The organism is Proteus vulgaris, from assembly GCF_016239305.1.
In the GTDB taxonomy this organism is placed as follows: domain Bacteria; phylum Pseudomonadota; class Gammaproteobacteria; order Enterobacterales; family Enterobacteriaceae; genus Proteus; species Proteus vulgaris_C.
The window spans coordinates 62,313-88,593 of record NZ_JAEHOQ010000019.1 but is presented as its reverse complement, the minus strand read 5'-3'; the positions used below and the strand labels follow the sequence as shown (position 1 = coordinate 88,593).

Annotated in this window: 24 protein-coding genes; 6 read left to right on the top strand and 18 right to left on the bottom strand. The window is 35.2% G+C overall.

All coding sequences use genetic code 11. The features are described 5' to 3' along the window. Window positions 1-119 precede the first annotated feature (119 nt). The 15 genes from JEP40_RS14080 to yieE form a co-directional block, all read right to left on the bottom strand. Window positions 120-1,286 (bottom strand): hypothetical protein, encoded by a 1,167-nt coding sequence (locus JEP40_RS14080; RefSeq protein WP_198624029.1) that lies wholly within the window; start codon window positions 1,284-1,286, stop codon window positions 120-122. Window positions 1,287-1,321: 35 nt separating this feature from the next. Then, a complete protein-coding gene (locus tag JEP40_RS14075; protein WP_232799297.1) occupies window positions 1,322-3,907 on the bottom strand; it encodes a fimbria/pilus outer membrane usher protein in 2,586 nt (861 codons plus the stop codon). 52 nt (window positions 3,908-3,959) lie between these two features. Continuing rightward, window positions 3,960-4,706: a molecular chaperone gene (locus JEP40_RS14070; RefSeq protein WP_198624028.1), complete on the bottom strand. Its 747-nt coding sequence runs from the start codon at window positions 4,704-4,706 to the stop codon at window positions 3,960-3,962. 5 nt (window positions 4,707-4,711) lie between these two features. Continuing rightward, the gene (locus JEP40_RS14065) at window positions 4,712-5,404 is read right to left on the bottom strand and encodes a molecular chaperone (protein ID WP_198624027.1); all 693 of its coding nucleotides are present in this window, start codon (window positions 5,402-5,404) and stop codon (window positions 4,712-4,714) included. Between the two features lie 8 nt (window positions 5,405-5,412). Continuing rightward, the gene (locus JEP40_RS14060; protein ID WP_198624026.1) at window positions 5,413-5,940 is read right to left on the bottom strand and encodes a fimbrial protein; all 528 of its coding nucleotides are present in this window, start codon (window positions 5,938-5,940) and stop codon (window positions 5,413-5,415) included. Between the two features lie 25 nt (window positions 5,941-5,965). Next, a complete protein-coding gene (locus JEP40_RS14055) occupies window positions 5,966-6,520 on the bottom strand; it encodes a fimbrial protein (protein WP_198624025.1) in 555 nt (184 codons plus the stop codon). Then, the gene (locus JEP40_RS14050; RefSeq protein ID WP_198624024.1) at window positions 6,498-7,196 is read right to left on the bottom strand and encodes a molecular chaperone; all 699 of its coding nucleotides are present in this window, start codon (window positions 7,194-7,196) and stop codon (window positions 6,498-6,500) included. Before JEP40_RS14050 ends, JEP40_RS14055 begins: the two co-directional genes overlap by 23 nt. Before the next feature lie 58 nt (window positions 7,197-7,254). Beyond that, window positions 7,255-7,806 carry a fimbrial protein gene (locus tag JEP40_RS14045; protein ID WP_198624023.1) on the bottom strand — a complete coding sequence of 184 codons (552 nt, stop codon included), beginning with the start codon at window positions 7,804-7,806 and terminating at the stop codon, window positions 7,255-7,257. Between the two features lie 574 nt (window positions 7,807-8,380). Beyond that, complete coding sequence (locus tag JEP40_RS14040; protein ID WP_198624022.1) at window positions 8,381-9,760, bottom strand: APC family permease; 1,380 nt, start codon at window positions 9,758-9,760, stop codon at window positions 8,381-8,383. Continuing rightward, a complete protein-coding gene (locus JEP40_RS19275; protein WP_071788546.1) occupies window positions 9,750-9,959 on the bottom strand; it encodes a hypothetical protein in 210 nt (69 codons plus the stop codon). Before JEP40_RS19275 ends, JEP40_RS14040 begins: the two co-directional genes overlap by 11 nt. Before the next feature lie 765 nt (window positions 9,960-10,724). Continuing rightward, window positions 10,725-12,749, bottom strand: a complete 2,025-nt coding sequence (locus JEP40_RS14035; protein WP_198624021.1) for a ligand-gated channel protein — start codon at window positions 12,747-12,749, stop codon at window positions 10,725-10,727. 168 nt (window positions 12,750-12,917) lie between these two features. Beyond that, window positions 12,918-13,700, bottom strand: coding sequence for an ABC transporter ATP-binding protein (locus tag JEP40_RS14030; RefSeq protein WP_198624020.1), 783 nt, complete (start codon window positions 13,698-13,700; stop codon window positions 12,918-12,920). After that, on the bottom strand, window positions 13,700-14,707 hold the full coding sequence (locus JEP40_RS14025; protein WP_420094340.1) for a FecCD family ABC transporter permease: 1,008 nt from the start codon (window positions 14,705-14,707) through the stop codon (window positions 13,700-13,702). The genes JEP40_RS14030 and JEP40_RS14025 overlap by 1 nt, the downstream gene beginning before the upstream one ends. Before the next feature lie 564 nt (window positions 14,708-15,271). After that, complete coding sequence (locus tag JEP40_RS14020) at window positions 15,272-16,762, bottom strand: amino acid permease (RefSeq protein ID WP_198624019.1); 1,491 nt, start codon at window positions 16,760-16,762, stop codon at window positions 15,272-15,274. Between the two features lie 118 nt (window positions 16,763-16,880). Further along, window positions 16,881-17,774 (bottom strand): DNA-binding transcriptional regulator YeiE, encoded by an 894-nt coding sequence (yieE, locus tag JEP40_RS14015; RefSeq protein ID WP_198624018.1) that lies wholly within the window; start codon window positions 17,772-17,774, stop codon window positions 16,881-16,883. A gap of 184 nt (window positions 17,775-17,958) precedes the next feature. Here yieE and JEP40_RS14010 point away from each other — a divergent pair, with 184 nt between their 5' ends. Both JEP40_RS14010 and nfo read left to right on the top strand, forming a co-directional pair. Beyond that, the gene (locus JEP40_RS14010; protein WP_198624017.1) at window positions 17,959-19,053 is read left to right on the top strand and encodes a YeiH family protein; all 1,095 of its coding nucleotides are present in this window, start codon (window positions 17,959-17,961) and stop codon (window positions 19,051-19,053) included. Between the two features lie 168 nt (window positions 19,054-19,221). Next, window positions 19,222-20,064 (top strand): deoxyribonuclease IV, encoded by an 843-nt coding sequence (gene nfo / locus JEP40_RS14005; RefSeq protein ID WP_198624016.1) that lies wholly within the window; start codon window positions 19,222-19,224, stop codon window positions 20,062-20,064. Between the two features lie 46 nt (window positions 20,065-20,110). Here nfo and fruK read toward each other — a convergent pair whose 3' ends face one another. After that, on the bottom strand, window positions 20,111-21,049 hold the full coding sequence (fruK, locus tag JEP40_RS14000) for a 1-phosphofructokinase (protein ID WP_198624015.1): 939 nt from the start codon (window positions 21,047-21,049) through the stop codon (window positions 20,111-20,113). A gap of 186 nt (window positions 21,050-21,235) precedes the next feature. Between fruK and JEP40_RS13995 the strand changes: the two genes are divergently transcribed. The 3 genes from JEP40_RS13995 (at window position 21,236) to yeiP (ending at window position 23,897) form a co-directional block, all read left to right on the top strand. Continuing rightward, on the top strand, window positions 21,236-21,652 hold the full coding sequence (locus JEP40_RS13995) for a nucleotide triphosphate diphosphatase NUDT15 (RefSeq protein WP_198624014.1): 417 nt from the start codon (window positions 21,236-21,238) through the stop codon (window positions 21,650-21,652). A 289-nt stretch (window positions 21,653-21,941) separates the two neighbouring features. Continuing rightward, window positions 21,942-23,183 carry a tryptophan permease gene (gene mtr / locus JEP40_RS13990; RefSeq protein WP_198624013.1) on the top strand — a complete coding sequence of 414 codons (1,242 nt, stop codon included), beginning with the start codon at window positions 21,942-21,944 and terminating at the stop codon, window positions 23,181-23,183. 141 nt (window positions 23,184-23,324) lie between these two features. After that, window positions 23,325-23,897 (top strand): elongation factor P-like protein YeiP, encoded by a 573-nt coding sequence (yeiP, locus tag JEP40_RS13985; protein WP_072069938.1) that lies wholly within the window; start codon window positions 23,325-23,327, stop codon window positions 23,895-23,897. A 139-nt stretch (window positions 23,898-24,036) separates the two neighbouring features. Here yeiP and JEP40_RS13980 read toward each other — a convergent pair whose 3' ends face one another. Next, window positions 24,037-24,366 (bottom strand): hypothetical protein, encoded by a 330-nt coding sequence (locus JEP40_RS13980; RefSeq protein WP_198624012.1) that lies wholly within the window; start codon window positions 24,364-24,366, stop codon window positions 24,037-24,039. A gap of 266 nt (window positions 24,367-24,632) precedes the next feature. Continuing rightward, window positions 24,633-24,944: a hypothetical protein gene (locus JEP40_RS13975; RefSeq protein ID WP_198624011.1), complete on the bottom strand. Its 312-nt coding sequence runs from the start codon at window positions 24,942-24,944 to the stop codon at window positions 24,633-24,635. Window positions 24,945-25,290: 346 nt separating this feature from the next. On the opposite strand from JEP40_RS13975, the gene JEP40_RS13970 reads away from it, so the two are divergent. Continuing rightward, window positions 25,291-26,004, top strand: a complete 714-nt coding sequence (locus JEP40_RS13970; protein ID WP_198624010.1) for a phosphatase PAP2 family protein — start codon at window positions 25,291-25,293, stop codon at window positions 26,002-26,004. The last annotated feature ends 277 nt before the right edge of the window (window positions 26,005-26,281 follow it).

The following is a 26,281-nucleotide window of genomic DNA, read 5'->3' as shown; positions in this document are numbered from 1 at the left end:
ATTGAAACATTTATTCGAGTTAAAATAGAATCCTAAATCAAATTAATAGAAATAAAAATATATTCCATAAAAAAAGCGGATCCTAAGATCCACTTTTTTAATTTTTAAAATCACCATTTTTATCCGCGAACGAAAATATTTACATCCACTTTTCCGCGATATTCACCCGCTTTTGTACCATCAGGTTTACAAAGAGCCCATTTGATACCAAATATATCGGGTTGATTATTCCCCATATTGGTTCCACTTAATTCAATATCTGTATTATTGAACTTTAATAGATTATTATTATTTTCATCAGCACATTTTAAATTCGGTGTTGAAGTTTGCTTATAAGGCAATCCTATCACCCAAGGTTTTTTGTTTGATACCGTACCATTAATAGGAGCTAAGACTAATTTATTTACATTACTTGGATCTAAACTTCCTTCTTTAATCACTGCTGACATATTTACAGGATTACCCGCACCACCACAGGATAATGTAAATACAGAGTCTTTTATGACTTCATTCGTAAATGTCATATTTTCATTAATTTGTTGATTAGATACACCAGTAACAGCACAAGAACGTTTTACTGTCACATCTGCATTTACGTTAACTTGTGCAAAAAAGTCACCACTAGCACTTTGACCAAAACTACCTACATAAAAAGGTGTGCCTTTATATGTTAGCTTACCCGGCGTTAAATTAGCATCAATATAAACAGGAAATGAACTTGGCGCCGTCACGCTAATCACTTTCGAGCCACCACCAGGAACTGGTGTTGTTGCATAATTATGAGGCACAAAACATACATTAATATCAGATGATTCTTTATCAACCAGATTACTATTCGCCTGAAAAAATTGCCCCGAATAAGCACTTTGATAATTAGAACTAAAACTAGATAAACTGACATTAAAGTTAAATTGTGGTGTTACATAAACTGCAGTCTTTGTATTATTTATATGCGCTAACTTTAGACCATATTTATTAGTTTGATCAGGTATTTTAGAAACAAATGTGGAATTACATCTCGTTTTTGACTGGCTTAATGAAATAATCGCATACACACTACTCCACGAAGAATTACTACTATTACCATAAACAGGACTTCCACGAAAACTAGTATTCCCAGTTAAAGTCCCATTTATATATTGCACTTGAGATGGATTAATATTCATATCAATCACCCCCGTTAAGTTTAATGTCATAGCACCCATATCAGTTCCAGCTAAAATATTAAATGACGTAGTCATTAATACTGAAGTCAGTGATGCCATCATTAAATTACGCATTTTCATAGTTATGCATCCACCTATAAAATAAGGGTTATTATTTATTGGCAAGAAAGAGATAAAATTCTTATTGGTTGCTTGTTATTGACTTCAACATCACTTAAGTCACTATATGAAACACTGCAACTTTGCTGGTTTTTATTACCCCATTTCACTAACAGCTTGCCATTATCAGGAAGCCCACTCATATAAAGCTGACCATTTTCACCAACAATACCTGTATTCAAATCATTAGGATTATCAGCATCAATTAACGTAGCAATAGCACCAAATGGAACAACACTATTATTCTGAGAAAGATTTAAAATAGCTTGAAAGCCAATTTTTGTTTTAAATGTAACCTTAACAATAGCGCCTTTTGTCGGAACTACATTTTGGGATGTTGATTGTAGAGTCGTATTATCAGGCAATGTATTTACATTTAATGCGATTGTGTTTTGGCGATATTCTGTAAGATATGGTGATAACGCATATCCCTGTCCATTAATCGCACCATTTCCTGAACTTAGCTCTGTTCCTTTTGCTCCAGGTGCTTCAACAATGGCCATGCTATTGCCCATACTTCTGCCCAGCAATAAACCACCTGAATGTAAAAGCAAGCCACCATTCATGCTGCCATTAACATTATAATAGTCACTAGAGTAATTATAATTTAGAGAGGATGTGCCGTAGTTGCCTGAATAATTAGCATATGCTGAGCCATTATTAGACTGGCCTTGGTTAGCCCAAGATTGAGAAATACCATAAGATAAGGAGTTATCAAATGCACTACCAGACAATCCAACTTGCTGGTTAGTTCTTCCATTATTATCATGGTTTATCATGTAAGTACTATTAAAATTGCTAAGTGCAGGCGAATTACTAAACACACTAAATGGAACACTCACATTGAAACTAATTTGCCTATTTTCAGGCCAGCTATCATCTGATTTTATTCTATCAATACTGTAATTAACGCCAAAGTTAATACCATGGATATTGCCGTTATAACCCGTCGTAAGTTGAGTAACATTTTTATCTTGTTCCCAATAATTGTAGCGACTACCAGATAAATAAATACTACCGTATTGACCTAATGATTGTGATAATGAAGTTGTAAAACGACTTTTTTCTCGTTCACCTAACCACGGTGAAGTACCGTCTTTTAACCGATAATCTTCAGTATTAAATTGGTTAAAATCGTAATAATCTTTAGTTGAAAAACGTAATGCCGTTAAGTCAACAGAGGTTCCTGTAGTGGTCATATTCTTAGAATAACGGAATCGATAAGATTGTCCATTTTGAGAGCCTATTGTATTAAAGTCAGCATGAGCATGTGTGATATCTGTAGACAAAGCCCCCCAATTGCCTAATGAAATTCCTATCCCAGAAGAAATAGCATAATAATCTTTCGCACCTAATAACCCACCATAAAGAGTGACATCATAAGGTAAACCATAAATACCACTGGCAAGTAAAAAATCTGCCTTTTTAGAACCAACCGTTGTGCCACCATCAAATCGCCCAGTACTAATTTCATATTTCCAACCACCCGGTCTTAACATTACGGGTAATGATGAAAAAGCAACTGTAAATGTCCTTTCTGAACCATCTTCTTCTTTCACTGTGACATCCAAGTTCCCTCCTGAGCCACTCGCGTAGAGATCTGTTATTTTAAATGCACCGGGTGCAACATAAGTTTGATAAATGACATTTCCATTTTGCCGGATAGTAATTTGAGCATTAGATTGAGCAATTCCACTCACATCTGGAGCAAAACCCTGTTGACTCGCTGGTAACATTTGTTCGTTAGAAACTAAACGCATACCTTTCATTGGGATACTATCAAAGACATCATTTCCGGTTGTAGTTTCACCAACAATAAATTCCGACCGTAAAGAATAAAGATTACGAGAAAGATATGTATTAGAAAATTTATTACTATTATTACTTTGAGTCTCTGCATTATTTGAATTTCGGGTATACGTCTGTGTCATTGTCGAACGTAAACGCCAATCATAAAAATTAAACCCTGCCCTTAGTTGAGCAAAGAAATTATCATTTTTTTGTTTTCCATTATTATTAATTTTATCAAAATGGCTATCGTTAGAAGAATGCCCTCCACTAAACATATAATTAATAAACATAGCCGTAACACCACTATCAAAAGATGCTGGATCAATATAACCAACAGCCTCATTAGACATAACAATTTGAGGAAAACTAGTGATTAATTTTAATTCTGATAAATTTACTTTTATTAATGCATCAGGAATATATTCATTAATATCATAAATTACCTGATCGCTTCTCAACATATTTAGCTTAGGTATTACTTTAGTATTAACACCTAATTTATCTAATAAGCCTCGGGTTATTTCAGGCACCACTTTATTATTAGGCCCTTTTACTAGATTAATGATGAACTCACCATTGTTATTATTATTGACATAAACTAACAAAGATATTTTACCTTCAGGTAACGCATCTTTTTGTGAAAATTGGCTTAAATCAATTTCATTTGCAGATGCACCTAATTGTCCATCAAGTAATGCGGGATCAAAGTAATCCTCTGCAAAAGAATTAAATGAGAGCAAAATAAGTGATGTAAAAAAACTGTATCTAAACATTGCCATTGATTTATTCATTTTTACACTCTTAATATTTAGCTTTATAAAAACATATATTTTTATAAATTTATTAATTTACTGTTTTCACTTTTTCATCTAATGGGAACATAAACTCATCTAATACTTGCCAATGAATAGATGTAATATTTTTTTTATTCAAAAATAAGTATTCTTGCATACCAAATGGAGGTACGTTTTTCGATAACTCTTGCAGCTCGATCTCTTTTCCATTTATCTTTATTGTGTTAAAAGCTAGATAAATAGGTGAATCATTTTTAGCAATTATTTTATTACCATCAATTGAAAATGATAACTTTTTCTCTGCATCTTTTATTTTTATACCTTCAAGAGATTTTGGCCGATAGTATACTTTAAAGTTTAATGCTCTAATAAAATTCATCTGTACATTTGGTGTTTCTTCAGATGTAGAGGGGATTAACCGAAATTGAGCAATATAAAGACTCTCTCTATCTGTTGGTAATGTACTTTCTGAACCTGTAAACTTAATTACCCAATCATAGTATTCTTCAGGTTCTATTTTTTGTAATAACGGAGTTAAAATAAAAGGAGGATTCTCTTTTTTATCAATTAATTGCAACCCCGTAGATTCATCTAACCATCTCATACTAGCTTGAACGAGATACGCTTTTTTTTCATTATTTCTTAAACCGATAGAGATGCTTTTACTACCTTCATTATATGTCATTCTTTGTAATGAAAATTCAAATGCATTATTAGCAGACCATGCTAATTGGCAATAAAAAAAACCTAATATCAAAGTAGTAATAAAAAAAATACGACTATTCAAAATGTTCATTTTCATTAGTCCTTATATTTGAATTCTTTTGATAATTCACCATAGTCGTTAATTATATGCCAACTAGCTTCTTTTATTGATGTTTCTGCCAATTTAGTTTTGCTATAAGGAGCTAATAAGAACGTTTTATTATATTTTTCATTATCAACTGTAATTGATGTTAATGTCATATAATATGGCGTTGGATTATCTAAAAACCGCTTTCCTTCTTGTTCTTTAATAAAGATTTTTTTGTAATCTTGCTCTGAAGGCTTTGCTATATTTTCAGGTCGATAAATTACTTTAATCACAAAATTAGTTATTAATACTAATTTTGATTCCTGTACTTCACTTTCATTAGGTCGTTTAGTAGAAGGTATAATTTTTGTATTCAAATAAAAGAGTGACTCTTTGTCATTAGGTAAATCTTGAGTATCTTTTAATAAAATACGCAAAGACGATATACTCTTGTTTTCTAAACGAAATACAGGCGGAGTAACGATAAAATTAGATGACAAATTTCCATCAATTTTTTCAGTAACGCCAGCTTGTATTAAATAAGGCTGATTATCATCATTAGAAATATATACACTTTCACTTGAACTGCCCTCGGAAAAAATAACGCGTGTTTTGCCTAAACTAACCCCTTGAGCGTTAGCATTAAAATAACTAAAAGCTAATATTAAAATAATAGAAATTTTTATAATAAAGTTATTCATATAATATCTTAATCAACGATATACGAAAAAGTTAACGTTGCCGAAAACTCTCCAGTTTCAGGATCACAAATTGTGGGATCTTTACATTTAACATAGGTATAAAGTGTCTTTTCTAACTTATCTTTACTTATGTTATTCCAAACAGTGTCTTCAGATTTAAAAAAATCTGTATTAAGATTAGATTGAGCAACATTATTTTTACTTGAGACTCGGATACCAAAACTTTTATTGAGATCATCATTAAAAGTAATCGTATTTAAAGTACTTTTTGCCTTCATCGTCACATAAGTATCAAAAAAGTCATTCGTTTTACAGTCACTCAGTAATACCTTTATCGGAATAGGTTCTATAAGATTATTTTTAATTTTATTCGATTGAATACTGCCAAAATCAACTTCATTGCCACTTGTGCCCGAAACTGAAAGCTTGCAGGTCTGTTTATCAATGGTTACCTTAAAGTCAAATTCAATACTTTGAGCACTAAAACTAATAAATAGTGCTGGTGTAATAAATAAACTTAACAAATTCCTTTTCAATAGAAATATATTCATATTTACATTCTCAAGGTTGTATAAGTGTTAATGCTAATATTGCTTTTAGCGTGCCAGGATTAACCGCCGAACTGTCTTTCTTAACGATCTCGACTTCAAAATCTTTATTTTTATTACCATTTCCTGTTGTAATATAAACAGAACTTGTTCCAGCATTAAAATTAACTAAAGAACAATGATCATCCTTACAATCGTATAGAGCAAAACTCGCATTGGTTGGATTATTCACCGGTGATATTTTGTTATTTGCAATTTGTGTTCCTGATCCCGCTTTTATAACAACTTCCATATCAGGTGTTTCATCAACATAATCTTGGCAAAGATAATTAACTGAAAAAGGTATTTTGTTTTCTTTCTTTACACCTATTTCATCAACATTTTGCATTAACGTTGATTGAGAAAATTTCACCGCTTGGTCTGATAAAGTAAAAGCACACGTTCCTTTTGTTACTGAGCCTTTTACTATTACAATCGCAGAGTCATCAACAGCGCTATATCCATAAAAAGAAATACAAGTTAATAATGCGCCCAATGCAACTGGTTTAAAATGTGGCTTTATGTTCATTAAATCCACCTAAATCATCTATTGTACGCCATTGAACATTTCCTTTAGTTACCCCTGTGGGTAAGGCATATTTTATCGAACTATAAGGTGCAATCATGGCATTGTTATTGGCCAAACTAACATCTAGCTTTATATTGTTGACAGAAAACCCAGCAAAATTGATGTAATAAGGAGAATTATTGACTACCTTTAATTGTTTCCCTTCCACACTAAATCCTAATTTCTTTTGCGCATCCTCTGATGTCATCGGTAAGTTTTTAGGTCGGTAGAAAAGTTTTATGACATTATCAAAGCCCACATTTAGGCCTGCTGTGTCAGAATTACTATTTTGTCCGGGGATCATCTTTGCATGAAAATAAAAAATACTTTCTCTATCTTTCGGTAAAGAATTACTCATGGCATAAATTCTCACTTCATGCCTTGATAAACTATTGATTCTAAAAAGAGGTGGAGTAACTTGAAATATAATTGGGTTTTCATCAGAGGAAATATAGGCTTGTACCAAATAATTTATTTTTGGTTCTTCATTACGAACGATGACACCTACACTATTCTCACCTTCAGGATAAATAATACGTGTAGCGTTTAAACCCACACCTTTAGAGTAAGCAAGTGGAGATATAATCATTAGTAAAATAACAAAAAATTTTCTTATTCTATTTGTAATTTTAATCATTATATTTCTTCTTTAATGAGAGGCTCTATTAGATAGAGCCTCTAAAAATTAAGTAATATTAGTTATAAGCAACAGTAAAAGTAACAGGTACTTTTAATTCATCACTTGTTACTGCACCGTTTGTTAAATACAGACCGGCAGTCATTGGAATACGACCAGTGCCATCTTTAATGATCTCTTCTCCTAATTTCAGACCTGTTTCAACATTTGGTTTAACTAAAGTATTACTTGCTGTTGCTGATAATTTTACAGCTAAAGAAGCTGCTGTTGCGTTAGCAAACATTTCAGAATCAAAGTTTGATTTATTACCACGAGCATAAAGATTGATTGTTCCATCAGCTGCTAATGCTGCTGTACAATTAGAAAGCTCTAAATTAAACGTCTTGTTATCTCCTAATTGATCACCGACGTTTTTACCAGATACTTCATCACTCGTGAAGGTTCCCCAATCAATTCTAGAACCTTCTGTTGTTGAAGAAACATCACAACTTGCGGCACGAATTAATGCTTCAAATGACACAGTTGTACCCTGTGTTGCAGCAAAAGCATTACCTGCAACCATAAATCCAGACAACACGATAAACGGAGCAACTTTCTTAATTAAAGACATATTGTTACCTTTCGTTTTTTTAAATAAATCGCCTATTGGAATTAGTAATATTCTCTTAATCATCTTGATTAGATACAAATCAAGAAAATATGTTTTCTAATCCTTATTAAAGGGTAGCACAACAATTAAACTTTACTCATAGAGTGGTTTTAAATTGCATAAGAATCATTATTTAAAAAACTTTATTTATAAAGTGATTTCTTTATTTTTAGGATATTTAACTAATCTTTAATTGAGCATCAATATAATACTTAAAAGATGAAAAATATATTTTAAATATATAGAGTTTATTTTTCATATATATAGATACACTCAAACTAATATAAAAAAACATTTAATTTAATATTAATAAGTAAATACACCTAATTATAAACACTTAAGAATAACCTTATATTCCACATAAAATTATTTTTAAATTTTTTATTTAAACGAGTAAATTCCCTTAACCTTTCAGTGTAAAAATTAATCAGCTGGTTATTTGTTAACCTACCTAATTCTATTACTGTTTATTCAATGCAAAAAGATGGCCTCATTACTGAGGCCATCTTTTATTATTATGACAATTCTTAGGATATTACTTCTCTGGCATCTGTGGCATTGGACGACGGAAACGACGCGTGATCCACACCATATAGAGTATACCAATTGCCCCCCAAACAAGACCTAATTCCATAGAGCCTGGTTCAAGGTTTATCCACAAAACTCCCATTGTCGCTGCACCAATAATAGGTAAGATCAGGTAATTAATGTGATCCATTATTCCTTTATTACGGCGCTCACGAATATAGAACTGTGAAATTACAGACAAGTTCACAAAAGTAAACGCAACCAACGCACCAAAGTTAATTAACGCCGTTGCCGTTACTAAGTCGAAGAACACAGCACCTAAGGCTAAGAAACCTACTAATAGCACGTTAAATGCAGGCGTACGCCATTTCGGGTGTACATAACCAAAAGTCTTCTCTGGGAATACCCCATCACGTCCCATAACATAAAGTAAACGAGCAACACCTGCGTGAGCTGCCATACCTGATGCTAATACCGTTACGCAAGAGAACACTAAAATAATGGACTGGAATAAAGCACCCGCAACATACAGCATTATTTCTGGTTGTGATTCTTCTGGATTTTTGAATCGTGAAATATCTGGAAAATATAGTTGTAAAAAGTAAGAAACTGCAATAAAGATAATCCCGCCAATCAGCGCTGTTAAGAAAATCGCTTTAGGAATAACTTTACCTGCATTTGGCGTCTCTTCTGACAATGTACTGATACCGTCAAAACCTAAGAATGAGAAACAGAGTATTGTTGCTCCGGTTATCATCGGTATGACTTGCGCATCAACAGATGCAAATGGTCTAAAGGTCCATAACTCCCCTGCACCTTCTCCATTATATACGCCATGAATAAGTAATCCTACAAACACAACCATTACTGCAACTTGTACAATAACGATTGCTGTATTTAAGTTAGCAACAACGTTAATACCACGTAGGTTAAAGAACGTCATTAAAGCCACTAAACCAAATACAAAGATCCACGGCTCAACACCTGGGAATATTGCTTGTAAATAGATTTTTGCCAATAAAATGTTGATCATTGGCATAAATAAATAGTCAAGTAAAGATGACCAACCCACCATAAAGCCTACATACGGACTCATGGATTTTTGAGCATAAGTATACGCCGAGCCCGCTGATGGAAAACGCTTAACTAATTTTCCATAACTTACTGCGGTAAATAAAATTGCAACTAAAGCAATTGCATACGATGTTGCTACGTGACCATTGGTAATGCCAGAAACGATACCAAATGTATCGAAAATAGTCATGGGCTGTAAAAAAGCAAGCCCCATCATGACTACTTGCATTAGTGTCAAGGTTTTACGTAGTTGAACTCGATTGTTAGCACCGGTTTGGTTAGTGCCGATAGAGGAGATGACGTTATCTGACATTCGCGAACCCTCCCATAACTTCGGTTTGAGTATTCAACAAACTCAACCGACAGTTACTGGGAAGACTTCGCATCTGCCTATAAACAGAATAGAATGAAGTTTTTAAGGATGTGTATGTGTTTAGGAGACGCCGTGCTCCGTAGTCATCATTACCGCAGGTGCCGTTTGGCCCGACTGCGAAAGAGAATAATTGTACCATATTAGCATTCCTCTATCATGACAACCCTTTCTCTAAGGGGCTGGCTGCTAATCAAATTATGTTATCTATTCAGACTCAAATGAATCTGACCTCTTGGTGTAGTAATAAGTAAAAATGCAAAAAAAAACCGATGCACTTTAAACGCATCAGTCATATTTTTAGTGGGCGCATTTTGCACGTCTCAGACTTAAATAGCAATACATTTTCATCAAAAAGCCCTCTTTTTTTACGATCTTTTCAATTCGCAAACTAAGTCAACATATAACGTTACATTTGATTAACAATAATTGTGTTTTTATTACAAATATTAAGATATAAATATTCAGAAAAATAGAATTATACTCAAGAAAATAAGAACACAACTAATTGATAAATAAAGAACAAAAGCTAATTTAAATTTAGTATCAATATCAAACCATCAAAATAAAGCATTTAAAATACATTAATAAGATTAATGCTATTATTTTGTTAAAATCTATTTCTATTTTTCAAAAAAAACAATTTTTAATAAAAAACACCTATTTTTTATAGGCTTATTTCACACAATAAAAATGTAAGGAAACAAATTAAGGAAAAACAACAAATAATACGTAGAAATAACAATCTAGTAGCCAGAATGAAGCGATTGATAAGATGATTTATTGTGCTAAATATAAACTTCAATATTTAAATTTTCCAGTATTAATTTTGAACAAACAAAAAGAAATTAGTGGTAAAAAAAGACTCCACAAGTGGAGTCTTAATGACACAAACTGAGGGTAACAATTAGAAGTTGTAGTTCAGACCAATATTGTAACGACGACCTTCTAATGTTGTATTAAAGTTTTCATAATTAATACGACGATCAAACACGTTATAAACACCACCAATCACATTAAGCTGCTTGGTTAAGCTGTAGCTGGTACCAATATCAACAAATGCGTAAGAAGGTGTACCTTTAGCCATACTTGTGCGTGATAAGTAATCCGATGTTTTACCACGGAAGTTAATACGCGCCCATGTCTCCATTTCTGGTGTAGTTTCCCAATTTAAGGTCGCATTTGCCATATGACGAGGCTGTTTATTCAGTGGTTTACCACTAAATGCACCACTCTTCTGCTCTGAATCAGTGAAGGTGTAGTTAGCCGCTAAATTCCACTCAGGTGAAATCGTCCAGTTTCCTGTAACCTCGATACCACGCATATTGGCTTTATCAACGTTGGTTCGATCACTAACAAAGTCATAGAAATTACCATTGTTACCTAAACCATCTTGTGGCTGATCACAATCTCGTAAGCCTGGGTTCATTTTAGAACCATCTTTATTTGTTTGGCTATCACAGCGACGTACTTCGGTAATTTTATCTTTAAAGTCGGTATTAAATATGGTGACACTCGCAGTAAGATCCTCACGGTTATCCCAAATAATACCGATTTCTTCTGTCACTGACTTTTCTGGTTTCAAATTAGGGTTACCATAGATAACCGCATCTAAATTACCACCACCAGTTCCTTGTCCCCACGATGCCGTTGCTTGACGTAAATCAGGTGAACGATAACCAGTGGAAACGCCCCCTTTTAATGTCCATTCATCAGCTAAATGCCATACACCGTAAACTCGAGGAGTCCAGTGAGTACCAAAGTTCTCATCTTTATCCATACGTAAGCCACCCGTTAAGGCGAAATCGTTAGTCATTGCCCATTCATCTTCAGCAAATAACGCCCAACTATAACGATCTAGCTTATTACCACCTTTAATTTTATTACCTTCGTCTTTTAGCTCTTCATAACGATATTGTGCTCCCACACTTAATGTGTGGTCACCTAACATAAAGACAGTTTGGTTACGTACAGTCGTATCGTCGTAATCCATTTTACGAGATGGGTTACGGCTTTCATCACGTTGAACATAAGTGTTCATGGTACCAAAATCATAAACACCATCATGAGTTAACGCATAATGAGTTAACTCATAATCAGTGAAGCTACTTTGAGGTGCTTTTCCTCGACTAGGTAACCCTGATTTTGAATGCCAAACTCGTGAGTCACGATGTTGGTTATCTTTTTTAAATTCAAAATCAATCGTATTTCGCTCATCTGGTGTCCAGCTTAACGTTCCGCCACCTGTTGCAGTGATTTGACGATTATAGCCATTCACAATTTTGTCTTCACTACGATGTGAATATTGACCTTGAATTTTCAAGCCCAACACATTATCAATTAATGGACCGCCTGCATAAAAACTACCTTGGTTAGTGTTACCTGAGTCTTTACGCTCTGTGATAGTACTATCTGCACGTAAGCTAAAGTTCCACTCTTTTTGCGCTTTACGGGTGATAATATTGATAACCCCGCCCATTGCATCGGAACCATATAAAGAAGACATTGGGCCACGTACAACTTCAATACGTTCAATGGCAGGTAAAGGCGGTAACCAACCTTGTTCAATACCCGAGTTATCACTATTAGGACGCGTCTCACGCGAAGCAACACGCTTACCATCAACCAAGATCATGGTATATTTTGGATCCATACCACGAATACTAATATCAGAACTACTTCCACCGCCTGTTACTAATACGCCGGGTACATCTTTTAATGCGTCAGTCACATCACGGTAAGACTTAGTTTCTAATTGTTCACGAGTGACAACAGAAACCGATGCTGGTGCATCTTCAACCGTTTGTTTAAAGCCTGAAGCGGTTGTAACAAGTAATTTTTCTACATTTTCTGCTGTTGCAGTCATAACAAAACTAGATGCAATTGCAGCAACAACACTAAGCGCAATTTTATTTTTATTTAACACTACCATTCCCGATTCTCCAAGAATATATATTCTTTACATTTTATATAGATGGACAGATCGACAATTGCTCAGAAATTAGGGTAATAAATTTAATTACCCTTGGTTATTTTAATATTATTTTTATATCCTTATTTACAGCATCCCTATATTTGCTTTGTTTTCTCTTTTACTTCTCTATATTTTATCCACTAAACCATCAATAATAATTTGAGGTATTCCTTGTGAACAATATTCCAATCTACCTTGCACACCATAAACATCAGCAAGGCTTTGTGCTGAAATAACTTTATCTGGTGCACCTTGCGCAATTAATTGCCCTTGTTTTAACATTAATATATGTTCGCCATGTCGTAGAGCGATATTAATATCGTGGACAACAACAACAGTAATAATATTTCTACGGTGTGTTTCTTTAGCGACTAAATCCATTACATGATATTGATAATTAAGATCTAACGCGCTTAATGGCTCATCCAATAATAATAAAGAAGGTTGTCTGATTAATGATTGTGCAAGCCCAACTAATTGTTTTTGGCCACCCGACAACTCATCTAAGTAACGTAACGCTAAATGCTCAATACCTAATTGACGTAATAAGTGCATTACCTGAGCTTCACTATGTTCATTATGTAATCCACCGGAAGCACGTTGCGCCACAATAATGGATTCTAAAACATGTAAATGAACACCCGCCGGCAATGTTTGTGGTAAATAGACGACATTTTGGGCCCGTTGTGCAAAATTCATCGAAGCCAGATCGTTACCATCTAAACTGACAACACCTGATGATTTATTTAAACCAGCCAATGCTCTTAATAATGTTGATTTTCCACTCCCATTTGGCCCCAATAGTACAGTGACCTTTCCTTTAGGTAATGGCTCAACATCAAGTGCCTTAATGATGAGATGTTTAGCATAACCAGCACTAAAATCTTGAATTTTTAATCCTTCAATCATTAGACATTCCCTCTATGACGTAAAATCATGCTGAGGAAAAATGGCACCCCCACCAGCGATGTCACAATACCAACAGGAATAATGACACCAGGTATTAAATTTTTAGATGCAATCGACGCCAATGATAAAACTAAAGCACCGATTAATGCGCTTGCGGGTAAATAGAAACGATGATCTTCACCAAACATCATACGGGCAATATGGGGAGCAACTAACCCAATAAAAGCGATAGGCCCAACAAAAGCAACAGCCAATGCCGTTAAAATACTGATCCGTAATAATGAACCTAATCTTAAACGTTTTACATCAATACCAAAGCTAATTGCCCTATCTTCACCTAATCGCAATGCGGTTAGTTTCCATGAACTTAACCATGAAATCACCATAATGACAGCGAAAGCCCCGCCCATAACGCCAAGTTTTACCCATGTTGCACGCGCTAAACTTCCCATTGTCCAGAAAACAAGTCCTTGAAGAGTGTCTTCTGTCGCAATAAATTGCATCATTGAAACCAATGCGTTGAAAGTAAACACCATGGCAATACCAAAAAGGACAACCCCAGATGTCGGAACGCGAGTCCAACGTGTAATTCCATCCAATAACAAGGCTGACAACAACGCAAAAAGAAATGCATTAGCTGAAATAAACCATTGTTCAGGAACACCGGGAATACCAATGCCGAGCACAATGGCTAATGCAGCACCAAATGATGCCGCGTTTGATAAACCTAATGTAAATGGGCTTGCTAAAGGGTTATTTAAAATGGTCTGCATCTCTGCACCAGCTAACCCTAGCGACATACCTACCACTACCGCCATTAAGGCATAAGGTAAGCGAATATCCCATACAATCACTCTTGAACCTGCATCAACAAGCTCAGGCTGAAAAAGTGTTGTTAATAATTTATCCAGTGATAAACCAGAAGGCCCCATGGTGAAATCTAACACCACCGAACCACAAATAATTAAAACAATAACGCCTAACCATAACATGCGCTTACTCATCATTTTACGATAATGTATTTTTACATTATCTGATGGGCTTTTTGCTTGTTCTTCTGCGGTAAGTCGCTCTGACATAATGCTCATATCAATTGTTGTACCTAGTCTTTTTTTACGTTCTTCTGCTCTTACCTGCGTTTTAAGTTGGCAAAAGCATACCGTACAACTCATCAAATGCTTTTTATTGCTATGAGAAAATTATCAATCTAGGACAATTTATCCAACAAAGAAATGAGTCGTAAAATTATTATACGGTGAAATACATTCGCTGTGTAAATTATTACATTGCGATAGGCTATTGATCTGTAACATTGAGAGATAGAAGAACTAATCATTATCAGACTTATTACATTAAGCATAATATTTGCAATCAATAGCACGTGTATTTTATTTGTTAACAAATAAAATACAGGCTAACAATAAAGCAAATAATAATAATTATCAATGCGATTCTAATATAATTGAGTCTTTTGTATATTTTCTATAATCATTAGATTGGAAAATAAAAAAACGCTCGTTTTAATGTGATCGAAATCACAAAACGAGCGTTTTAATATATTGAATATTAGGTTATTTTTTATTCGCAATATGTGTTGGAAATTCCATTTCGTTATAACGAATGAAACGAGTTTTCTTCACTATTTTATAAGTGAACCAGATTAACAAGAATAATGGGATACCAATATACGTTGCTATAGCGCCATACCAATCAATCGTATCTTCCAAAAATGCTTGGTAATTTTGGCCTAATGTAATTATTAAACATAGAACAAAGGCAAAAATTGGGCCAATTGGGAAGAAACCTGAGCGATAAGGTAAATCATTTAAATCACGCCCTTGTGCTACATAACCTTTACGGAAACGATAATGACTAATCGCAATACCTAACCATGCAATAAAGCCTGTCATTCCTGACGTGTTTAATAACCACAAGTAGACAGTTTGGTTTCCATACATTGAGCTTAAGAAACACAGACCCGCAACAACGGTTGTTGCATAAAGTGCATTACGTGGCACACCATTTTTAGACAGTTTACCAAAGCATTTTGGTGCTTTGCCTTCTCTTGACAGTGTAAATAGCATCCGTGTTGAGGCATACATGCCTGAGTTACCTGCAGAAAGCACCGCCGTTAAAATTACGGCATTCATAATTGCAGCCGCAGACAATAATCCCGCATTTTTAAAGACTAACGTGAATGGGCTAACACTGATATCGCCAACATCATTACGTAATAAACTTGGATCAGTATAAGGAATAATTAAACTAATAATTAAGATAGCAAAGATATAGAACAGCAAAATACGCCAGAAAACTTTACGCACAGCTTTTGGAATATTTTTAGCCGGATCTTTAGATTCCCCCGCCGCGATACCAATTAATTCAGTACCTTGGAATGAGAAACCAACAATCATGGCGACACCAATCATAGCTGCAAATCCACCAGCAAAAGGTGCATCACCAATTTCCCAGTTATGCCAACCTGCGTTTTCAGCACCTTTCATAATACCAGTGATCATTGCAATACCCACAATAATAAAGATAATTACGGTGGAAACTTTGATCAAAGAGAACCAATATTCAGCCTCACCAAATCCTTTTACAGATATATAGTTAAGCAAGAAAATAACACCAAGGAATAGAGCACTCCAGATCCAACCATCAACATCAGGGAACCAATAGAGCATCACTAATTGTGCAGCAACAAGGTCAACCGCGATAGTTACCGCCCAGTTGTACCAATAGTTCCAACCTAATGCGAAACCAAAGCCTTCTTCTACATACTTAGAACCGTAAGTTGAGAAAGAGCCGGATACGGGCATAAATGCGGCTAACTCGCCAAGGCTAGTCATTAGAAAATAGACCATCAGCCCAATTAAAGCATAAGAGAGTAATGCCCCACCTGGCCCTGCTTGAGCAACAGTAGCCCCTGATGCGACAAAAAGTCCTGTACCAATTGAACCACCAATAGCGATCATCGCTAAATGTCGCGCCTTTAATTCTCGGCGCAAAGTCTGCTGTACTGCGCCCGACTTAGCAGTACTTTTTTGTTGTTCTGACATAACATTCCACTTTTATATTCACTTTTCTGACGAGGATTGTAGCAAATCTGTCGTTCGTGAATAGCAAGGATCCATGATTATAAGATACCTTCATAATCGGGCATCAATTATTAGTAATTTATGAAAAATTGCCGATTAAGTGTTCAGCATTACAATATGTCAGTAATTTTTTCAGTGCATCTGAGACATGTTTTTGGCGGTGATAAACTAGATATAAAGTACGTTGTAATGCCAATCCTTCTACTTTTATCTCTTTTAATGAACCGTTATTAATCTGTTCCTCAATAACTCGACGAGATAAACAACTAATACCCATTTCGTACATAACTGCATGTTTTATCGCTTCTGAATTACCTAATTCCATTTCAATGCGGTAGCCTGGTAAAGAAGCAAAAAGAAGATGATTAAGAACATCTCGAGTTCCTGAACCATTTTCTCTCAAGATCCAAGGTGCCGATTGTAAATCAGCTAAAGTTACTTTTGTTGCTTTAGCTAAAGGATGATCTGGGGAGCAAAAAATAACCATTTCATCTAGAAGCCATTTTTGACTAATTAACTCGGAACTTTGGCAAGCACCTTCAATTAATCCCAAATCAACCCGGAATTCACTCACGAGCTTAACGACTTCTTCTGTATTACCAATGCTCATTTCTAATGGGATGTCAGGATAATTACGATGAAAATTACCCAGCATTTTTGGAAGAATGTAATTGCCTATTGTGGTACTTGCAGCAATACGTAAAGCACCATTTCCTGCCTGAAAGAGTTGTTCAACTTCGATTGCACGTTCAAGTAGAGATAATGCTCTGGGATAAAGTAATCGACCATGTTCATTCGTAACAAGGCGCTTTCCCACCCTATCAAAGAGTTGTACCCCTAATTGGCTTTCTAGATCAGTTAAAGAAGCACTGACAGCTGATTGAGATAGAGCAAGCTGTTGTGATGCTTGCGTTGTAGAACCACTTTTGAGAACTTCAGTAAAGACTTCCAGTTGCCGCAACGTAATTCGCATGTCCATTCCACCTTTGAGCCATCATTGTAATAACATACTATCCACAAACCAGTAACATACCAAGTACATTTAAGAAAATACACCTATATTAGTTTTAGTGGTTATTATTATAAAAATAATGAGTTTAATAAATAAGATTGATTGTTATATGCTTATGCAAAATTCATATAAGCAAGGTTTTTCTATGTCAGAGCAAAGTCAACCTATTACATTGGCGAAAAAATGTTTTACTCCAATTTATCGCTGGCTCCCTGGTTTATTACTAACAGGCGTATTAACTGCGCTTGCTATTTATATTGGTGATATCCCTTGGTTTTCTAGCATGGGTTTAGGCGCATTAACGCTGGCGATCCTATTCGGCATTATTGTTGGTAATACGCTTTATCCTGTAGCAAAACCTTATAGTGATGAAGGTGTCAAATTCGCCAAACATTATTTATTACGCACAGGTATTATTTTGTATGGTTTTAGACTGACGTTTCAGCAAATTGCCGATGTGGGAGCAACGGGTTTAATTATAGATGCAATTATGCTGACATCGACTTTTCTTATTGCAATGTGGATCGGTCGAAAATATTTCGGCCTTGATGAACAAACAGTGATATTAATTGGTGCAGGTAGCAGTATTTGTGGTGCTGCGGCTGTTATGGCAACAGAGCCGGTTGTCAAAGCTCAAGCAAGCCAGGTAGCTGTTGCGGTGTCTACTGTTGTGATTTTTGGGACTATTGGTATTTTTCTTTATCCTTGGTTCTATCACTTAAATGCATTTGCTGGCTGGTTACCATTTACAGAAGAAACCTTTGGTATTTTCTCAGGTTCAACAATTCATGAAGTGGCTCAAGTGGTTGCAGTCGGTCATTCAATTAGCCCTGATGCTGAAAATGCGGCGGTTATTAGTAAAATGATCCGCGTAATGATGTTAGCACCATTCTTAATTATTCTTTCAACATATCTAAGTAAAAAGAAAAGTAAAACAAACAATGGTGCACAAGATACTGAAAAAAGCCCAATTACTATTCCTTGGTTTGCCGTGTTCTTTATTTTAATGGCGGGCTTTAACTCTTTAAATTTAATTCCAGCATCTATTGTTAGTTACATTGTGACTATTGATACCATTCTATTAGCAATGGCAATGGTGGCATTAGGTTTAACGACACATATTAGCGCTATCCGACAAGCAGGTGTCAAACCGTTATTGTTAGCGTTATTCTTATTTTTCTGGTTAACCCTTGGTGGTGCGATAATTAATATCTTTATTCAAACTGTGTTGATGTCTTAATAGGAATATCGATAAAAATTCATCTTCCTTAAATTTTCGCCTTAAGAAGTAATTTTCCATTATTGCGCAACTTTTTAGTTGCGCTTTTTTGCTTTTATCACCTCAATATGATGTTATACGCTTGTATGTTTGTTATCGTGGTGTGAAATAAATCTAAGGAGAGAAGTAATGAAATTTGTTGGCGCACATGTCAGTGCTGCTGGTGGCGTTGATCAGGCGGTATTACGCGCACATGAAATCAAAGCCACTGCGTTTGCCCTTTTTACTAAAAACCAGCGCCAGTGGAAAGCCGCACCATTATCCACAGAAGTCATTGATAAATTTAAAAAGAACTGTGAACTTTATGGTTATGGTCCCTCTCAAATTTTACCCCATGACAGTTATCTAATTAATTTAGGTCATCCTGAAGAAGAAGCACTTGAGAAATCAAGAGAAGCTTTTTTAGATGAAATGCAACGTTGTGAACAACTTGGCATTGAATTACTTAATTTTCATCCTGGTAGCCACTTAAATAAAATTGATGTTGATAAGTGCTTACAAAAAATAGCGCAGTCAATTAACATCACTTTAGAAAAAACAAAAAATGTTACCGCTGTTATTGAAAATACAGCTGGCCAAGGCACTAATTTAGGTTATCGTTTCGAACATCTTGCAGCGATTATTGACGGGGTTGAAGATAAATCTCGCGTAGGCGTTTGTATTGATACTTGTCACACCTTCGCTGCTGGTTATGATTTAAGAACCCGTGAAGAGTGTGAAAAAACCTTTGCTGAGTTTGAGAAAATTGTCGGCTTTCAATACTTAAAAGCGATGCATTTAAATGATGCTAAAAGTGAACTAGCAAGCCGAGTTGACCGTCACCATAGTTTAGGTGAAGGCAATATAGGCAAAGTTCCTTTTAGCTATATTATGCAAGATGCTCGTTTTGATGGTATTCCACTAATTTTAGAAACAATTAACCCTGATATTTGGCCTGATGAAATCGCTTGGTTAAAATCACAACAAGCCTAAATTTGGTATTCCTTGCGGTTTATCTCAACATAAACCGCAAATAGCATTATTTAATTGGTGTTAACTCAATTTTAGTCATCATCTGAGCAAGTTGACTTCTATCTTTAATTCCGACATCAGGCTGACTCACAGATAACGCAGAAATGGCCGTTGCTAAACGCAACGTATGTTCACTAGTTTGGCTCATCAATAAACCGTAAACTAATCCCGCAACCATCGAATCACCTGCTCCCACAGTACTTACTACATCACAATACGGTGGTTTAGCTAGCCAAGCACCAGAAGCATTCACCCATAAAGCCCCCCTTTCACCTAATGAAATAACGACGTGTGCAATACCTTTATCCCTCAATTGATGCGCTGCCTTAATAATGTCTGTCATTTCAGTCAGTGAATGTCCAATCCAGGCTTCTAACTCCCGATGGTTCGGTTTTATTAACCAAGGTGCGGCCTTTAATCCCGCCACTAATGCGTCACGACTACTATCAAAAATAATACAAGGGCACAGTTGCCTTAACTTAATCATCCACTGTGTAAATGCTTCAGGATCGACACCATTAGGTAGACTGCCACTAACAACCACCATATCAAAATGCCCCAACCAATTAAGTGAGTCTGTTGCAAAGCGTTGCCAATCATGCGGTGATACCGTGAATCCTGAAAAGTTAAAATCTGTAACCTGCCCTTTTCCCTCAGTCAATTTCACATTAATGCGTGTGCGGCCAGATACCAGATAAAAGCGGTTAGCCATCCCATTTTCACTAAAGAAATGCTGAAACTCTTCTTGATTTTCGCGTCCCATAAATCCGCTGACGGTAATATCTATCCCTAAATCACGTAAGACTTTCGCGACATTATTACCTTTCCCTGCGGGATTAAGTCCAACTGTTCGGACTAAATTAACACCACCTACGTCAATTTCTGGACAAGCACCAACAAGATCATAGGCGGGATTTAAAGTGATCGTAGCGACACGGCGACTCATGTCTTTACTCTCCAATCGTTTTTATTATGAATATTTAGGGGCTATATATAGCACTAATTAACCTTTAATTCAGTGAAATTGCATCGGTTCTTCTTGACTCTTGTTCTTCTCCAAGGACAATAATGCCCATAAAAAACGACTTATCTATTCGTTATCGATAACTATATAAAAAATAAGGAGCCTAGAATGTCAGTCGTGGTCGGTGTTGGTGTAATTATTGTCAATGAAAAAGGTGAAGTATTATTAGGAAAGCGCTGTGGAAAACACGCACCTTATTGGTCAATTTTTGGTGGTCATGTCGATGATGGTGAAACCTTTGAACAATGCGCCATTCGCGAAATAAAAGAAGAAATTGGCATTGCTATTACATCACCTAAAGTAATTGGCATTAGTAATAATTTAGAAACTTACCAATTAGAAGGTAAACACACTGTTTCTATTTGTATGATTGCACAATACCAAGGTGATGAGCCCAAATTAATGGAGCCAGATAAATGTTCTGAGATCCGCTGGTGTTCACCGAATGATTTACCTGAACCTCATTTTGAAGCCAGCCGTAATTCCATTACATTATGGAAAAATAAACAGTTTTACCAAGACTAATTAGAAACGCCCTATCACCTTCATTATTCTGAATATTTTTTGTTCAGAATAATGATTTCACCGTTTAATTTTACTTAAAAAACACTTATTTAATACTCTATGTCTTTATCATTTCTGATAACGCTTACACTAATCTATTGATTTATATGATCACACTCCTCTATTGTATTATTTTTGCTCACTTTTTTCTTTTATAAAGCACAATAAGCTCTATTTACACTCTGAGTACAAACGTGTATTCTTTACACCATCAAGCTAGTACATTGAGTCAATTTAATAAGGACATCTTATGTCAGAAGTCACATCAATAACAAAGCGTCCATCCATACTTGGTGGCGCAATGATCATTGCAGGCACCGCTGTCGGTGCTGGCATGTTTTCCATTCCGATTGTGACTTCCGGGGTCTGGTTTACCGGGTCTATTTTTCTATTAATTTATACTTGGTTTTGCCTATTTATGTCCGGATTAATGATATTAGAAGTGAATCTTCATTATCCTTTAGGCTCAAGTTTTCACACCATCACCAAAGATCTATTAGGAAAAGGCTGGAGCACTATTAATGGACTTTCCATTGCGTTTGTTCTTTATATTTTAACTTACGCTTATATTTCTGCGGGTAGCTCTATTATCGTACAAAATTTTGCAGGCATCATCAGTGTATCGCAAGCTATTGCAGGCTTAGTCTTTGCATTAATTGTTGCTTTCTTTGTTTGGTTATCAACGCGTGCAGTAGATAGATTAAGTACGATTTTAATTGGTGGTATGGTAATTGCCTTTGTGTTAGCTATTGGTGGATTATTTACAGAAGTAAAAATGCCAGTATTATTTAACACAAATGAAAGTAATGCGAGTTACTTGCCCTATGCTTTAGCCGCACTTCCTTACTTACTGACCTCATTTGGTTATCATGGCAATATTCCAGGCTTAGTAACGTATTACCGTAAAGATGGCAAAGCCGTCATGAAAAGTTTGTTGATTGGCACACTGATTTCACTAGCAATTTATATTTTATGGCAGTTTGTTGTACAAGGTAATATTCCTCGTGAAGGATTCAAGCAAGTCATTGCTGATGGTGGGAATATTGGTAATTTATTAGCACAAATGCGTTCTACAACTGCCAATGCCACTGTATCACTGTTACTAGACTTGTTCTCTTATATGGCATTAGCAAGTTCATTCTTAGGAGTTTCATTAGGGCTATTCGATTACTTAGCGGACTTCTTTAAGTTTTCCAATACAGGACATGGTCGATTTAAATCTGCACTAGTGACGTTTATACCACCGACTATTTTGGCCATTATTTTCCCTGATGGTTTCTTATATGCCATTGGATTTGCAGGACTGGCAGCGACTATTTGGGCTGCAATTATTCCAGCCTTAATGGCAAAGGCTAGTCGCCAACGTCATCAAGGTCAAAGCTTTAAGGCTCCTGGTGGTATGTTTATGATTGGATTTGTTATTTTGTTTGGCATCATCAATGCTAGCGCACATATTTTAGCAAACTTTAATCTTCTTCCTATCTACCGCTAATCACTTCACTAAAAGCCAGCATTGCTGGCTTTATTTTTTCATCAAATCTTATAAAAAATTGCGTGAATAACTTGCCAAGTTTCTGCACTGCGAGTAATTTTGTCGCCATTATCGTCAATGTTATTTAATGGAAGGTTTTATATGGCAAAAGCCAATGAAATTAAGCGTGGTATGGCTGTTAGTTATAACAACAAATTATTACTGGTAAAAGATATCGACATTCAAGCACCAAGTGCTCGAGGCGCAAGTACTCTGTATAAAATGCGTTTTACCGATATCCGTACAGGCCAAAAAGTAGAAGAGCGTTTTAAAGGCGATGATATGGTTGATACCATCAACTTAACTCGCCGTGCTGTTAGCTTTTCTTACATTGATGGTGATGAGTATATCTTTATGGACAACGAAGATTACACCCCTTATACCTTCAAAAAAGATCAAATCGAAGATGAATTACTGTTTATTCCTGAGGAAGGCTTAGCGGGAATGCAAGTATTAACAATGGATGGTCAAGTTTTAGCATTAGAGTTGCCACAAACTGTTGATATGGAAATTGTTGAAACTGTTCCAGGTATTAAAGGTGCGTCAGCAAGTGCACGTACTAAACCGGCAACATTACCAACAGGATTAGTTATTCAGGTTCCTGAGTACCTTTCTACTGGCGATAAAGTGCGTATCCATATTGCTGAACGTCGCTATATGGGCCGAGCTGACTGATCAATAGTCAAAACATCTACTCATTAGCACATCGCTAATGTTGCTCTAAATAGGTCAGATAATCGTAAGAAACCCAATGTGGCAAACGATTATTTGACTTGTTTATCTTTGTTACTTTTCTCTACAATCCACTGATACTTTAAAAGTATTGAACATCAATAACGCCATTTTTTTGCGTATTATCCATCCAACGGATCTCCGCTTTGCCCATATCTTGAGGCAAAATAATTATTTGTTGGGATTTATCAAAAGAAGCAGGAACAATGGATTGAGTAGATGTAAACACTTTGTTGTGTTTGTAACACTGATATTCAGCTTTATCTAATGTGAAATTCATTTCACAGGCAGGATCAACAATCGCACCCCGCAGATAAATCTGCCCTGTTGTTTGCATGGGATCAGATGCCCAAGCTAATGATATCGAACTGGAAACGAGAAGACTGCATACTACGGTCAGATATTTTCTCATAACGACCTCACTTCTTGTTTGCGCTAGCAGGCATGAGGATCACACCTACCCGACATATTTTCATCATAGCAATAAAATATGACATTCATATAGACATAAGAAGAATATTTGATGTCTATCAAATATAAGTGTTCGATATTTATAAATAAGAAATCAACGTTGATCAAACTTAAGTCAAATATTTTTAACTTTAATAACGATTTTATAAAAGTATTAAAAATTTATTTAATTAATACAATTAATATTATTATTCTAACCTAGTATAATTAATTATAAACAATATTCATTATAGCTAAATTGTCATTAATCCACTTAATATCCATAGAACCTTTGTTGTTAATCAAATTCGAGCTAAATTGCTTATTCCTTTCTAATTGATATTGAGATTCCTGCATTTCACTACCATTCCAACACTTTGTTTTAAAAGTATTTTTATCTGTATCCATTAGACAATTACCTTCAACAATCGCACCAACAAAAGTGATTGTTCCGGAGCCTATAACTTTATTTTCCTTACCAAAAGAAGGTGCACTTAATAATAAAGATAAGCACATAGCTGCAATATAAAGCTTCTTCAAAACTAATCTCCTCTGATTATTGGGCGTATAAATATGACAAGTCAACATGTTATTAAAGTCATAACTAATATCGGCTCGTTACTTTATTTATTTAATTTTTATCTTTAATGAGAGAATAGAAAAAAATTATAAGATGCTCAAATTAAGACTGCCAAGAAAAAACACTATAAATTTAAGTTAAGTAAGAGCGAATATGGACAACAAAAATTAAACAAATAGTTAACATGCGTCTAAGCAATAAATTGCAAAGATATATTTTTTTATTTTGACTATAGTCCTATAATCAAACTTAAACTTATTGTGATCTAGATCACCAAAAACATGTGAAATATGTCATTTGATTACTATGAAACTTTCTAATTTTCGCCAAAAAGCCCTCGCTATTTTTCTACTTAACCTAATGGGCCTCATTATTTTTCTCTCTTGGTATCTTCCTGCGCAACATGGATTTTGGCTATCAATAGACACCCATATTTTTTATTATTTCAATCAACATATTTTGCCTGATACTTTTTTCGCGACTTTTGTTGCTTACATTAATAATAGAAAATTTGATTTAGTCATTTTGTTAGCTATGGGTGCACTTTATTACAATACTTTTCGTCAAAAAGATTATAAAGGTAAACGCCATCTTATAATTGTAGGATTAGTGATGGTAATCAGCGCTGTACTGATTAATCAAATTGGACAAAACATTCCAATAGAAAGACCTAGCCCAACACTTTATTTTCAAGATGCACATAGAGTGGGAGTAGTGACAGGCATTCCAACAAAAGATGCCTCTGGTGACAGCTTTCCAGGCGACCATGGTTTAATGTTACTTATCTTTTGTAGCTTTATATTACGTTATCTTTCATTCCGCGCTTTCTTATGGGCACTGCTTATTACTGTTGTGTTCGCACTACCACGAGTAATGGCTGGCGCACATTGGGCTTCTGATATATTAGTTGGTTCTATTTCTTTAACTTTAATCACAACAAGTTGGTTATTAATCACACCATTATCAGATATTATTGTCAGACAATTAGAAAAATATCTTCCTTTTAAAAATAAAATGTAAATACTTCTGATTAATTAAAAAAGAATAAGTGCAAACATAATGTCACTTATTCTTTTGGTCACTTTTTGACATTTAAATAATATTATTATGACAAAATGAGATCTATTTTAAGTATTAGCACTTTATTATCTAATGTTTTGTAAATTCAACCTCTTTTCTCTCGCCATTTAACGCCTCTTTCTGTACACTTTTCTAGTTTCCTCATTATTTATTGTTTAATGTGGATATTTACGTGCTTTAGAGCACGTTTTTCGCGAAATAGGGTTGCCAGAGTTAA

Bases quoted from the DNA above. Each gene is read 5' to 3' on its own strand.
- JEP40_RS14050 (WP_198624024.1), bottom strand. From the start codon at position 7,196: ATGATTAAAATTACAAATAGAATAAGAAAATTTTTTGTTATTTTACTA.
- JEP40_RS14075 (WP_232799297.1), bottom strand. From the start codon at position 3,907: ATGAATAAATCAATGGCAATGTTTAGATACAGTTTTTTTACATCACTT.
- JEP40_RS14065 (WP_198624027.1), bottom strand. From the start codon at position 5,404: ATGAATAACTTTATTATAAAAATTTCTATTATTTTAATATTAGCTTTT.
- JEP40_RS14010 (WP_198624017.1), top strand. From the start codon at position 17,959: ATGTCAGAGCAAAGTCAACCTATTACATTGGCGAAAAAATGTTTTACT.
- JEP40_RS14045 (WP_198624023.1), bottom strand. From the start codon at position 7,806: ATGTCTTTAATTAAGAAAGTTGCTCCGTTTATCGTGTTGTCTGGATTT.
- JEP40_RS13980 (WP_198624012.1), bottom strand. From the start codon at position 24,366: ATGAGAAAATATCTGACCGTAGTATGCAGTCTTCTCGTTTCCAGTTCG.
- JEP40_RS14025 (WP_420094340.1), bottom strand. From the start codon at position 14,707: ATGATGAGTAAGCGCATGTTATGGTTAGGCGTTATTGTTTTAATTATT.
- JEP40_RS14030 (WP_198624020.1), bottom strand. From the start codon at position 13,700: ATGATTGAAGGATTAAAAATTCAAGATTTTAGTGCTGGTTATGCTAAA.
- JEP40_RS14040 (WP_198624022.1), bottom strand. From the start codon at position 9,760: ATGTCAGATAACGTCATCTCCTCTATCGGCACTAACCAAACCGGTGCT.
- JEP40_RS13995 (WP_198624014.1), top strand. From the start codon at position 21,236: ATGTCAGTCGTGGTCGGTGTTGGTGTAATTATTGTCAATGAAAAAGGT.
- yieE (WP_198624018.1), bottom strand. From the start codon at position 17,774: ATGCGAATTACGTTGCGGCAACTGGAAGTCTTTACTGAAGTTCTCAAA.
- mtr (WP_198624013.1), top strand. From the start codon at position 21,942: ATGTCAGAAGTCACATCAATAACAAAGCGTCCATCCATACTTGGTGGC.
- JEP40_RS14020 (WP_198624019.1), bottom strand. From the start codon at position 16,762: ATGTCAGAACAACAAAAAAGTACTGCTAAGTCGGGCGCAGTACAGCAG.
- JEP40_RS13970 (WP_198624010.1), top strand. From the start codon at position 25,291: ATGAAACTTTCTAATTTTCGCCAAAAAGCCCTCGCTATTTTTCTACTT.
- JEP40_RS14055 (WP_198624025.1), bottom strand. From the start codon at position 6,520: ATGAACATAAAGCCACATTTTAAACCAGTTGCATTGGGCGCATTATTA.
- JEP40_RS14080 (WP_198624029.1), bottom strand. From the start codon at position 1,286: ATGAAAATGCGTAATTTAATGATGGCATCACTGACTTCAGTATTAATG.
- JEP40_RS14070 (WP_198624028.1), bottom strand. From the start codon at position 4,706: ATGAACATTTTGAATAGTCGTATTTTTTTTATTACTACTTTGATATTA.
- JEP40_RS14035 (WP_198624021.1), bottom strand. From the start codon at position 12,749: ATGGTAGTGTTAAATAAAAATAAAATTGCGCTTAGTGTTGTTGCTGCA.
- JEP40_RS19275 (WP_071788546.1), bottom strand. From the start codon at position 9,959: ATGGTACAATTATTCTCTTTCGCAGTCGGGCCAAACGGCACCTGCGGT.
- nfo (WP_198624016.1), top strand. From the start codon at position 19,222: ATGAAATTTGTTGGCGCACATGTCAGTGCTGCTGGTGGCGTTGATCAG.
- fruK (WP_198624015.1), bottom strand. From the start codon at position 21,049: ATGAGTCGCCGTGTCGCTACGATCACTTTAAATCCCGCCTATGATCTT.
- yeiP (WP_072069938.1), top strand. From the start codon at position 23,325: ATGGCAAAAGCCAATGAAATTAAGCGTGGTATGGCTGTTAGTTATAAC.